The 12196-nt window shown below is 74.5% G+C and carries 5 protein-coding genes; 1 reads left to right on the top strand and 4 read right to left on the bottom strand.

The window, feature by feature from the left end; genetic code table 11:
• Nucleotides 1-34: 34 nt before the first annotated feature.
• The 4 genes from B9S64_RS22005 to B9S64_RS21990 all read right to left on the bottom strand — a co-directional run bounded on the left by B9S64_RS22005 (nucleotide 35) and on the right by B9S64_RS21990 (nucleotide 9101).
• Entirely contained in the window at nucleotides 35-1429 is a 1395-nt protein-coding gene (locus B9S64_RS22005) for a dipeptidase (protein WP_103491525.1), read from the bottom strand.
• Between the two features lie 10 nt (nucleotides 1430-1439).
• A complete protein-coding gene (locus tag B9S64_RS22000) occupies nucleotides 1440-4904 on the bottom strand; it encodes an ATP-dependent DNA helicase (protein WP_103491524.1) in 3465 nt (1154 codons plus the stop codon).
• A 108-nt stretch (nucleotides 4905-5012) separates the two neighbouring features.
• Nucleotides 5013-8378, bottom strand: coding sequence for an ATP-dependent DNA helicase (locus B9S64_RS21995; protein WP_103491523.1), 3366 nt, complete (start codon nucleotides 8376-8378; stop codon nucleotides 5013-5015).
• A 243-nt stretch (nucleotides 8379-8621) separates the two neighbouring features.
• The gene (locus tag B9S64_RS21990; protein ID WP_103491522.1) at nucleotides 8622-9101 is read right to left on the bottom strand and encodes an MGMT family protein; all 480 of its coding nucleotides are present in this window, start codon (nucleotides 9099-9101) and stop codon (nucleotides 8622-8624) included.
• A 222-nt stretch (nucleotides 9102-9323) separates the two neighbouring features.
• Here B9S64_RS21990 and B9S64_RS21985 point away from each other — a divergent pair, with 222 nt between their 5' ends.
• Nucleotides 9324-12119 carry a lysylphosphatidylglycerol synthase domain-containing protein gene (locus B9S64_RS21985; RefSeq protein ID WP_103491521.1) on the top strand — a complete coding sequence of 932 codons (2796 nt, stop codon included), beginning with the start codon at nucleotides 9324-9326 and terminating at the stop codon, nucleotides 12117-12119.
• The last annotated feature ends 77 nt before the right edge of the window (nucleotides 12120-12196 follow it).

Genomic DNA, 12196 nt, shown 5'->3' with positions numbered 1-12196 from the left:
TACTCCCCCGGGGGTGGATCGGGCGTTCAGGGACTCAGCGGAGTGCCGCGGCCAGCTCGCCCCAGAGGTGGGCGGTGGTCTCCGCTCCTTTGAAGAGGAGGTCGAGTTCGACCTTCTCGTCGGGACCGTGCCAGCCGTCGGACGGTACGGAGATGCCCAGGAAGAGGACGGGGGCGCCCAGCACGTCCTGGAGGTCGGCGGCGGGTCCGGAGCCGCCCTCGCGTGTGAAGAGGACCTTCTTCTCGAAGGCGCGTCCCATGGCGCGGGCCACGGCCTGGAGGGCGGGGTGGTCGAGCGGGGTCAGGCACGGGCGGGTGGCGGGGGCGAAGGTGATCCGGTGCCGGATGCCGTCCGGGGTTTGTGCCTCGACCCAGGTGCGTACGGCTTCCTGGACGCGTTCCGGGTCCTGGCCCGCGACCAGCCGGAAGCTCAGCTTCACCAGCGCGGACGAGGGGATGACGGTCTTGCTGCCGGCCCCCTGGTAGCCGCCGCCGATGCCGTTGACCTCGGCGGTGGGGCGGGCCCAGAGGCGCTCCAGGGTGGAGTAGCCGGCCTCGCCCGCGGTGGCCCGGGAGGCCGCGGTGCGCAGCCAGGTCTCCTCGTCGAAGGGCAGCTGGGCGAAGAGGTCCCGCTCGGTGTCGGTGAGCTCGGCCACTCCGTCGTAGAAGCCGGGGACGGCGACCCTGCCGTCGGGGTCGTGGAGCGCTGCGACCAGGCGGGCCAGGGCGGTCGCCGGGTTGGGGACGGCGCCGCCGAACGACCCGGAGTGGATGTCCTGGGCGGGACCGTACAGTTCGATCTCACACTCGGCGAGGCCGCGCATGCCGGTGCAGACGGTCGGGGTGTCCTCGTCCCACATGCCGGTGTCGGAGACGATCACGGCCTCGGCGGTGAGGCGGTCGGCCCGCTCCTCGACCAGCGCGCGGAAGTGCGGGGAGCCGGACTCCTCCTCGCCCTCGACGAGGAGTTTGAGGTGCACGGCGGGGGTGGCCCGGCCGGTGGCGGCGAGGTGGGCCCGGACGCCCAGGGTGTGGAAGAACACCTGACCCTTGTCGTCGGCCGCGCCTCGCCCGTACATCCTGCCGTCGCGTACCACCGGTTCGAACGGGTCGGTGTGCCAGCCGTCCTCACGGGCGGCGGGCTGCACGTCGTGGTGGCCGTAGACCAGGACGACGGGTGCGTCCGGGTCGTCGGAGGGCCACTCGGCGAAGACCGCCGGGGCACCGGGTGTCTCCCAGACCTCGGTGACCGGGAACCCGGTCTCCTTGAGCTTGGCGGACAGCCATTGGGCACTGCGCCGTACGTCCCCGTCGTGCTCCGGCTGGGCGGACACGGACGGGATGCGCAGCCACTCCGCGAGGTCGGCGAGGAAGGCGGCGCGGTGGAGCCGGGTGTACGTACGGACGGCGCTGTCCGGGGTGTCGCTCATGTTCTTGAGCCTATCGGCCCGGCGGAGGTGGCTCGTCCAGCAGCAGCCGTTCCAGCTCCGCCCGGCCGGGCAGTCCGGTGGGCCGGACGCTCTCCCCGGTGCGTACGTAGAGGAAGGTCGCGGTGACCTCCTCCGGCGCCAGTCCGTGCAGTTCGGCCCAGGCCAGGCGGTAGACGGCGAGCTGGAGCGGGTCGGCCATGCGGTGCCGGGCGGTCTTCCAGTCCACGATCTCGTAGGTGTCACCCGTGCGGTACACCGCGTCGATCCGGCCACGGATCACCCGGCCGGCGAGGACGATCTGGAACGGGGTCTCGACGCGGTACGGAGTGCGCCGGGCGTACGCCGTGCGCTCGAAGGCCTCCTTCAGCTCCGCCAGATCACGCTCGTCGGCGATCTCCGCGTCGCTCGTGTCGCCCCCGGGGAGCTCGTCCGGGCCGAGCATCGGCAGGGGCAGGTCCTCGAACCGGGACTCCACCCAGGCGTGGAACCGGGTGCCCCGGCGGGCGGCGGGCTGCGGGGGCCTGGGCATGGGGCGGGCCAGCTCGCGGGCGAAGCCGTCGGGGTCGTCGGCGAGGTGCAGCAGCTGGGTGGCGGACAGCGAGGCGGGCACGACGACGTCGTGCACGGTCGCGCGGGCCCGGCGCAGCTCACCGGCCAGCGCGTCCAGGTCACGGTCCCAGGAGGCGAGGGTCCGGGCTTCCTCCGGGGTGAGGCCGGTCTCGTCGGACGGGGTCCGGGCGGCGGGCACCTGGGGAGCCGGGGCGGCCGGCCGGGCGGGCTCCTCCTCGTACGGCGGCTCTTCGTCGTAGGGGGATTCCTCCTCGTACGGGGGCTCCTCGTCGTAGGGGGGCTCCTCGTCGTACGGCGGCTCCTCGTCGTACGGCGGCGGCTCCCCCTCGTACGGCGCGTCCCCGCCCCCCGGGGGCCCTTGCCACGCGCCCGGCGCGCCCTCCGTCACGGGGGCGGTGGACAGGGCCTCCAGGTGGGCCAGCACGGTGTCCCTGGCGGCACGGCGGCGGGCCAGGGCGGTCTCGTCCAGCGGCAGGGGCCAGGCCTGCTCCGCCTCCGGCTCCTGGAGTGCCGGGTTCTCCTCGTCCGGCCCCGGCTCGTCCGCCCAGACCTCGATCTCGCCGTGTCCGGCCGCGCAGTGTTCGTACAGCGCGTCCAGGAAGGCGGAGGGGCCTCGGGGCTTCTTCTGGGACGGCCCCCACCAGTGCCCGGAGCCGAGGAGCAGGCTGCGCGGACGGGTGAAGGTGACATATCCCAGGCGCAGTTCCTCGGTGTGCTGGTGCGCCTTCATCGCGTCCTTGAAGGCCTTGAGTCCCTTGGCGTCCCAGGAGGACACGTCCGGGAGGGTGGCTGCGTCGCCGCGCAGGGCGTGCGGGAGGACCTTGGACTGCGCGGGCCACGCGTCCCGGGACTGGGTGCTGGGGAACTGGCCGGTGACGAGCCCCGGCACGGCCACGACGTCCCACTCCAGGCCCTTGGACTTGTGGGCGGTGAGCACCTTGACGGTGTTCTCCCCGCCGGGAAGGGCGTTGTCCAGGCCCTTCTCGTACTGGGCGGCGGTGCGCAGGAAGGCGAGGAAGGCGAGCAGGGTGGCCTCCCCGTCGACCGCGGCGAATCCGGCGGCGACGTCCAGGAAGTTGGCGAGGGTCTCGCGGCGCCGGGCGGCCAGGGCGTGCGGCGAGGAGGACAGCTCGACCTCCAGCCCCGTGGCGGTGAGGACCCGGTGGAGCACGTCCATGAGGGGGTCGGCCAGCGAACGGCGCAGCTCCCGCAGCTCGGTGGCGAGGCGGGCGTAGCGGACGCGTGCCTCGGCGGAGAACGGAAGCCGGTCGTCCTGGTGGCCACCGGAGTCCAGGAAGGTGTCCAGCGCGTCGGCGAGCGAGATCACCTCGGCCGGGTCGACGCCCTCGACGGCCTCCGCCAGCCGGTGGTCCGGGTCGGTGTCGTCGGCGTGCGTGTCACGGTGGACGAGGAGGCGGGCCCGGCGTCCGAGGAGGGCGAGGTCCCGGGGGCCGATCCGCCAGCGCGGGCCGGTGAGCAGCCGCACCAGGGAAGCGTTGGCCCCTGGGTCCTGGAGGACCTCGCAGACGGCGACGAGGTCGGCGACCTCCGGGAGGTGCAGCAGCCCGGACAGCCCGACGACCTCGACGGGGACGTCCCGGGCGACGAGCGCCGCCTGGATGCGGGGGAAGTCTCCGGCCGTCCGGCACAGCACGGCGATCTCCCCGGGAGGGGTGCCGGTCCGCACGAGATGGGCCAGGCGGTCGCCGAGCCAGTCGATCTCCTCGGCGTGGGTGGGCAGCAGGGCGCACCGGACCGTGCCGTCCCGTTCGGCCCCGGGCGCCGGCCGCAGGGCCTCGACCCCCTCGTGCATGGCGCGCAGGGGGTCGGCGAGGCCGTTGGCGAGATGCAGGAGGCGGCCTCCGCTGCGCCGGTTCTCGCTCAGCGAGTAGCGCGTGGCGGGTGTGCCGTCGGCGTGCGGGAAGTGGCGGGGGAAGTCGTCGAGGTTGGCGACGGAGGCGCCACGCCAGCCGTAGATCGCCTGGCAGGGGTCGCCCACGGCGGTGACGGCGTGGCCGGTGTCGCCTTCCGGACCGCTTCCGAAGAGTGCCGAGAGCAGGAGCCGCTGGGCCACGGAGGTGTCCTGGTACTCGTCGAGGAGGACGACCCGGAACTCGTCGCGCAGCAGTGTGCCGACCTCGGGGCGGGTCAGGGCCAGCTCGGCGGAGAGGGCGATCTGGTCGCCGAAGTCCAGCAGGTCGCGGCCGGCCTTGGCCTCCCGGTAGCGCAGGGTCATCCCGAGCAGTTCGCGGCGGGCCTCGGCGGTCTCGGGGACCTTGCGCAGGTCGGCGTTGGTGAGCTTGGCCGCGGCGAGCGTCTCCAGCAGTTCGGTGTCGTACCGCGCGAGCTCCTCGGGCGGTACGAGGTGTTCGGACAGTTCGGCGTCCAGGGCCAGCAGATCGCTGACGAGGGTGGGGAAGGACCGGGTCAGTGCCGGGTACGCGCCCGGGGCCTCGCGCAGCACCCGGGCGGCGAGCTGGTAGCGGGTGGCGTCGGCGAGGAGGCGGGTGGTGGGTTCGAGCCCGATCCGCAGGCCGTGGTCGGTGAGCAGCCGGCCGGCGAAGGCGTGGTAGGTGGAGATGCGGGGCTCGCCCGGGGGGTTGTCCGGGTCGATGACGTCCGGGTCGGTCACCCCGGCGGCGACGAGCGCCTTGCGGACCCGCTCGGCCAGCTCGCCGGCGGCCTTGTTGGTGAAGGTGAGGCCGAGGACCTGTTCCGGGGCGACCTGTCCGGTCCCGACCAGCCACACCACCCGGGCGGCCATCACCGTCGTCTTGCCGGAGCCGGCTCCGGCCACGATCACCTGCGGGGCGGGCGGCGCGGTGATGCAGGCCGTCTGCTCCGGGGTGAAGGGGATCCCGAGGAGCTCCTTGAGCTGCTCCGGGTCGGTGATGCGGGGGGACACTCCACAGAGGCTATCCGGGGGCACCGACAACACCGTCCGTGAGGGACGCGGCCGCGGGTCGTCCGGCCGTGGGGCCGGTCCCGGCGGCGCGCTCGTACCGCGCTGTGGTCATTCGACGACGTGGCGGCCCTCGGGCTGTGCGCTGCACGAGGCCCGGAAGGCGCAGTGGGCGCAGTGCTGGCCGGTGCTGGGGGTGAACCGCTCGTCCAGGACGCGGCCGGCGGCCGTGGCCAGCAGTCCGGAGACCCACTCCCCGGACAGCGGTTCCTGGCGCTGCACCTTGGGCAGCGCGTCGCCGCCCTCCTTCACCGGGGCCCCTTGGCGCAGGTGTACGAGTTCGGCGCCGCCCGACTCGGGCCGGCGGCCGTCGAACACCTCGTCGACGGCGCCTTCCCGGATCGCGAGCTGGTAGACGGCGAGCTGGGGGTGGGCGGCCACCTCGCCCTTGGTGGGGGCCGCCTTGCCGGTCTTGAAGTCGACGACGTACGCCCGGCCCGCGGTGTCCCGTTCCAGCCGGTCCATGGACCCCCGGATCCGTACGGCGTACTCACCCGCCTCCAGGGTCACGTCGAACTCGTGCTCGCCCGCGACGGGGGTGCGGCCGACGCGGTCCATGACGTGCCAGCGCAGGAAGCGCTCCAGGGCGGCGCGCGCCTGGTCCTTCTCCTGCCGCGACTTCCAGGGGGCGTCGAAGACCAGGCCGTTCCAGACGGAGTCGAGGCGCTCCATGAGGACGTCCAGGTCCGCGGCCGTACGCCCGGACGCCACCTCGTCGGCGAGGACGTGGACGACGTTGCCGAAGCCCTGCGCGGCCGTCGCGGGGGCGTCGGCCTTCACCTCGCGGCCCAGGAACCACTGGAGGGCGCAGGTGTTCGCGAGCTGGTCCAGGGCGCTCCCGGACAGGGCGACCGGGTGGTCCCGCTCGCGCAGCGGGACCTCGGAGCGGGTCGGCTCGTTCAGCCCCCACCAGCGGTGCGGGTGGGCCGCCGGTACGAGGGGCTGGCCCTCGTCGTCGGTGAGCGCGGCGAGGCGCGCCAGCCGGTGCGCGGCGGCGTCGCGGAGGGCGGCCGAGGCGGCGGGGTCGACGGTCGTCGCCCGGAGTTCGGCGACGAGCGGGGCGAGGGCGAGGGGGCGCCGGGGCCTCCCCGTGACGTCCCGGGGCTCGACACCGAGTTCGGTCAGGAACCGGGACGGCTGGTCGCCGTCGTCGGCGGGCGCCTTGACCGCGGTGACGACGAGCCGGTCGCGGGCGCGGGTGGCGGCGACGTAGAACAGGCGGCGCTCCTCGGCCAGGAGGGCCCCCGGGGTGAGGGGTTCCGCCAGGCCGTCGCGCCCGATCCGGTCCGCCTCCAGGAGCGAGCCCCGGCGGCGCAGGTCGGGCCAGAGCCCTTCCTGCACCCCGGCGACGACCACGACGCGCCATTCCAGGCCCTTGGAGCGGTGGGCGGTCATCAGCCGTACGGCGTCGGGGCGTACGGAACGCCGGGAGAGGGTGTCCGCGGCGATGTCCTGGGCGTCGATCTCCTCCAGGAAGTTGAGCGCGCCGCGCCCCCCGGTGCGCTCCTCGGCACGGGCGGCGGCGTCGAAGAGGGCGCAGACGGCGTCGAGGTCCCGGTCGGCGTTGCGGCCGCCGGCCCCGCCACGCAGCGCGGCCCGCTCCAGCCTGCCCGGCCAGGGGGTGCCGTCCCACAGGGTCCACAGGGCCTCCTCGGCGGTGCCTCCGCCTTCGAGGATCTCGCGGGCGTCGCGCAGGAGCGCGCCGAGGCGCTGGGCGCCGCGGGCGTACGCGGGGTCGTGCGTGACCAGGCGTTCGGGTTCGGCGAGCGCGCGGGCCAGCAGGTCGCCCGAGGGCGGCGGCAGCCGGTTGCCCGCGGCCCGCTCCTCGTCGCGCAGGGCCCGGCCGAGGCGCCGCAGGTCGGTGGCGTCCATGGAGCCGAGGGGGGAGGCGAGGAGGGCGAGGGCGGTCTCGGTGTCGACCGGGCCGGCGGCCTCGGCCAGGTCCGCCGTCTCCGTCCCGACGTCCTGGGACGACGTGTCCCCGGGGCTGCCGCCCAGGGCCGCCAGGGCGACCGTGCGCAGCGCGGTCAGCAGCGGGGCGACGGCGGGCTCGTGGCGCAGGGCGAGGTCGTCGCCGTCCACCTCCAGGGGGACCCCCGCGGAGGTGAGCGCGCGACGGACGGCGGGGATGGAACGCCCCCCGGCACGCACGAGGACCGCCATGTCGCGCCAGGGCACCCCGTCCTCCAGGTGCGAGCGCCGCAGCAGATCGGCGATGTTCTCCAGTTCGGTGGACGCGGTCGGATAGGTGTACGTCTCGACGCGGCCGCCCTCGCGTACGGCGGACAACTCCCGGTGGGCGCGGACCTTGTCGGAGGGCAGCCGGGTGAGCGGCATCCGGCGGGTGAGCAGCCGGGTCGCGGCGAGCAGGTGCGCCCGGGACCGGCGGGAGGTGGTGAGCACGCCGACCGGCGCGGGGGCACCGTCGGAACGGCGGAAGGCGTCCGGGAAGTCGAGAATGCCGTTCACATCGGCGCCCCGGAAGGCGTAGATCGACTGGTCCGGGTCCCCGAACGCGATCAGTGTGCGGCCGCCGCCCGTGCCGGGCGCGGCCGTGCGGTTGCCGGCCAGCGCGTGGAGCAGCCGTACCTGGGAGGGGTCGGTGTCCTGGTACTCGTCGACGAAGACCGCGTCGTAGCCGTCCGCGAGCCGGGCCGCCACCTCGGGCTGTTCGGCGAGCAGGACCGCCCGGTGGACCAGCTCCGCGTAGTCCAGGACGCCTTGGGCGTCGAGGACGTCCAGGTACTCGGCGAGGAACTGCGCGGCCGCGCTCCAGTCCGGCCGGCCGGTGCGGCGGGCGAAGGCGGCGAGGGCGTCGGGCCCCAGGCCGAGCTCCCGGCTGCGGGCCAGCACCGCGCGCACCTCGTCGGCGAAGCCCCGGGTGGTCAGGCAGGCCCGCAGTTCGTCGGGCCAGCGCACATGGGCGAGCCCCGCCCGCTCCAGGCCGACCTGTCCGGCGAGGAGTTCCCGTACGGCGACGTCCTGCTCCGGTCCGGACAGCAGCCGCAGCGGGTCGGCGAACAGATCGGCGTCCTGGTGGGCCCGCACCAGGGCGTAGCAGTACGAGTGGAAGGTGGTGGCCTGCGGGCCCCGGGCCCCGCCGAGCCGGGCGGCCATGCGGTCGCGCAGTTCCACGGCCGCCTTGCGGCTGAAGGTGAGGACCAGCATCCGGGCGGGGTCCGTCCCGGCGGCGACCCGTGCGGCGACCGCCTCGACGAGCGTGGTGGTCTTGCCGGTGCCCGGCCCGGCGAGAACCAGCAGCGGCCCGTCCCGGTGGTCAACCACCGCGCGCTGCGTCGCGTCCAGGAGAGGGGGTTCCACCGAGCCCGGCGGCGTACGCACCAGCCGGTAGGCGCCCGGAACCCGCCGCCGTGCCTGCCGGTGCGGGCCGTGCCGGGTGGTGGAGGAGGAGCTCACGTGGATCGCCGGTCCTGGTGGGTGTACTCGGTCTGCTCGGTCTGCCCGGGGACGGGTGGTCCCGGGCACGGCGGGTGCGGGAGGAAGGGGGACCCGGTGCCGCGTCCTGACGACGCTACGCGAGCCTCGGGGCGGAACGCGGCGTGCGGGCCGCGTCGCTCGTCACGTGGGACGGGCCGTGGCCGGGGCCCCGCCGTCCACCGGCTCGGCACCCGGGTTCACCCGGCGCGACGGCCGAAGCTGTCACCCGCGGGTCGTTCCGTCACCGTCCGGACCGTCGTCACCCTCCGGGGCGTCGTTCCCGTCCGGGGCGTCGCCCGCGCCCGGACCGCCGCCTCCTTCGGCGGCGCCCGTGACGCCGTCCCATCGCGCGAGCCTCATGTCGAGGCGCGGCAGGTGTCCCTGGGTGGCGCGGGAGGCCTCGCGCAGCGGTGTGCCCTCCTCGCGGTAGTGGCCCAGGGCCCGCAGTTCGTGACCGGGGAGCAGGGTGCCGTCGGACCGGACGACCCGCCACCAGGGCGCGGCACCGCCGTACAGCGCCATCACCCGGCCCACCTGCCGCGGTCCGCCCTCGTCGAGCCACTCCGCCACGTCGCCGTAGGTCATCACCCGGCCCGGCGGGATCAGGTCGGCGACGTCCAGCACCCGCTCCGCGTACGCGGGCAGTGCGGCCGCCTCCGGGGCGCCCCGGGTGGGTTCGCCACTCGTCCGGTCTTCGCTCATCCGGTACATCCTGCCGCACACCACCGACATCGGTGCCGGTTCGGTGTCACGCTGATCACACGGCGGACACGCGTCGGCAAAGGAGCGTATGTTGCGCTTCCCGCACCCGCGCGACGCACCCTGATGCCCTCGTCCGTCCGCGGGCCGTGCCACCATCGTGCGAGCGGGTGACCGGTGATACGAGAACACGAAGAGCAATCCGAGGCGACGAAGGAGCGGGGCGTGCAGCCACCGAAGGCGGCCGACGCCTCAGACGCGGAGCCGCGCCCCGAGGGTTCCGGCACGCCGGACACTCCGGGCACCGGGAAGGCCGAGGGCGCCCAGGAGGCCTCCCAGGGCCCGCGGTCCTCCGGCGCCCCGGGGGGCCCGAAGCCCCCGGGGAAACATCTGACCGGCTCGACCCTCGCGTCGTCCGCCGCGGCCGCCGATCACGTGTCGGGCGACGAACCGCTGCTGCCCGCCCGGGTGCACCGCCCCTCCGACCTGATGCGGCTGTTCATCGGCGTCGCGGCCGTCGTCCTGCTCCTCGCCGTCGCCGCCTTCGCCCAGAACACCACCACCGGCCTGGAGAACGACATCTCCAAGGGCACCGACCAGGCGCCCGACCTGCTGATCAAGATCGCCGGGCTGGTGTCCAGCATCGCCGTGCTGCTCGTACCGGTCGCCTTCGCGATCGAGCGGCTGGTCAAACGCGACGGACTGCGCATCGCGGACGGGGTGCTCGCCGCGGTGCTCGCCCACGGGGTGACCCTGGCCACCGACCTCTGGGTGGCCAGGACGGCCCCCGGGACCATCCGGGACGCGCTGACCCAGCCACAGCCCGGTGACGGGCTCACCGATCCCGTACACGGCTATCTCGCCCCCGTCATCGCCTACATGACGGCGGTCGGCATGGCCCGGCGGCCACGCTGGCGGATCGTGCTCTGGGTCGTGCTGCTCCTGGACGCCTTCGCCATGCTCGTCGGCGGCTACACCACTCCGTTCTCGATCGTCCTGACGGTACTGATCGGCTGGACGGTGGCGTACGGCACGCTGTACGCGGTCGGCTCGCCGAACGTACGCCCGACCGGCCAGCACCTCATGGCGGGCCTGCGCCACGTCGGCTTCCGCCCGGTGGCCGCGATGCGCACCGAGGAGGAGGGCCCCGAGAACATCGACCAGAGCGACCGGGGGCGCCGCTACCTCGTCACCCTGGAGGACGGCCCACCGCTGGACGTGACGGTCGTCGACCGGGAACAGCAGGCCCAGGGCTTCTTCTACCGCCTGTGGCGCAGGCTCACCCTGCGGAGCATCACCCAGCGCCGCTCCATCCAGTCACTGCGCCAGGCCCTGGAACAGGAGGCGCTGCTGGCGTACGCGGCGATCGCCGCCGGGGCCAACGCGCCGAAGCTGATCGCCACCTCCGAGCTGGGCCCGGACGCGGTGATGCTCGTCTACGAGCACATCGGCGGGCGCTCGCTGGACGCGATGGAGGACGAGGAGATCACCGACGAGCTGCTGCGCGGCGCCTGGCACCAGGTGCGGGCGCTCCAGTCACGGCGGATCGCCCATCGCCGGCTCACCGGGGACGCGATCCTGGTGGACCGTTCCGGCGCGGTGTTCGTCACGGACCTCCGGGGCGGCGAGATCGCGGCCGGTGACCTGGTCCTGCGCATGGACATCGCCCAGCTGCTCACCACGACCGGTCTGCGGGTCGGTGCCGAACGCGCGGTGGCCGGGGCGCTGGCCGTCCTCGGGCCGGACGCCGTGGCCGACTGTCTGCCGCTGCTCCAGCCGATCGCGCTCAGCCGCTCCACCCGGGCCACCTTGCGGCGGCTCGCCCGGGAGCGTTCGCAGCGCGAGCGCGAAGCGGTCCTGGAGGCCTCCCAGGCGGCCAAGCAGGCCAGGTCGCAGGAGCAGGCCCCCCCGGAGGCCGGCGACCGCAAGGCGGTGCGCAAGTCGCTGCGCACGGAGAAGCAGGCCGAGAAGCGGGCGATAGACGATGCCCTGGAAGAGGCCCGCGAGGAGGACATGCTGGCCCAGATCCGCCGTGAGGTGCTGCTGATCCGGCCGCAGGCGCCCGTCGAACCGGTCCGGCTGGAGCGCATCAAACCGCGCACCCTGCTCAGCTTCATCGCCGGTTCCATCGCCGCGTACTTCCTGATCTCGCAGGTCACCGAGGCGGACTTCGGCGCGGTCGTCGAGCAGGCGGAGTGGGGCTGGGTGGCGGCGGCGCTGGGCTTCTCCGCGCTGAGCTACGTCGCCGCGGCCATGAGCCTGCTGGGCTTCGTGCCCGAGCGGGTGCCGTTCGGCAGGACCGTGCTGGCCCAGGTGGCCGGTTCGTTCGTGAAGATCGTCGCCCCGGCGGCGGTCGGCGGTGTGGCACTGAACACACGCTTCCTCCAGCGCGCCGGGGTACGCCCGGGGCTCGCCGTCGCGAGCGTCGGCGCCTCCCAGCTGTTCGGGCTCGGCTGCCACATCCTGCTGCTCGCCCTGTTCGGCTATCTGACGGGTACGGAACGCACGCCCGACTCGCTCACGCCCTCCAGGACGGTGATCGCGGGGCTGCTGACGGTCGCCGTGCTCGTGCTGGTGGTGACCGCCATCCCGCTGCTGCGGAAGTTCGTGGTGACCCGGGTGCGGTCGCTGTTCGCCGGAGTCGTGCCGCGCATGCTCGACGTCGTCCAGCGCCCGCAGAAGCTGGTCACCGGCATCGGCGGCATGCTGCTGCTGACCGGCCTGTTCGTGCTCTGCCTGGACGCGTCCGTCCGCGCGTTCAGCGGCCCCGACGTCCCCCACCTCAGCTACGCCAGCGTCGCCGTCGTCTTCCTCGCGGGCAACGCCCTGGGGTCCGCGGCGCCCACCCCGGGCGGTATGGGCGCGGTCGAGGGCGCGCTGACGCTGGGTCTGATCGCGGTCGGCCTGCCGAAGGAGGTCGCCGCGCCCGCGGTGCTGCTGTACCGCGTGCTGACGCTGTGGCTGCCGGTGCTGCCCGGCTGGATCTGCTTCAACCAACTGACCCGTAAGGGTGAGCTGTAGGACCCCGCGCCCCGCGTCCGCCCCGGCCTCGGGGCGGACGGGCCCACCCGCATGGACCGCGGCTCCGCGCGACCCCG

The sequence above is a fragment of the Streptomyces sp. SM18 genome, from assembly GCF_002910775.2.
In the GTDB taxonomy this organism is placed as follows: domain Bacteria; phylum Actinomycetota; class Actinomycetes; order Streptomycetales; family Streptomycetaceae; genus Streptomyces; species Streptomyces halstedii.
The sequence above is the reverse complement of the archived record's forward strand: the minus strand, read 5'-3'. Positions and strand labels throughout refer to the sequence as shown.

Bases quoted from the DNA above. Each gene is read 5' to 3' on its own strand.
- B9S64_RS22005 (WP_103491525.1), bottom strand. From the start codon at position 1,429: ATGAGCGACACCCCGGACAGCGCCGTCCGTACGTACACCCGGCTCCAC.
- B9S64_RS21990 (WP_103491522.1), bottom strand. From the start codon at position 9,101: ATGAGCGAAGACCGGACGAGTGGCGAACCCACCCGGGGCGCCCCGGAG.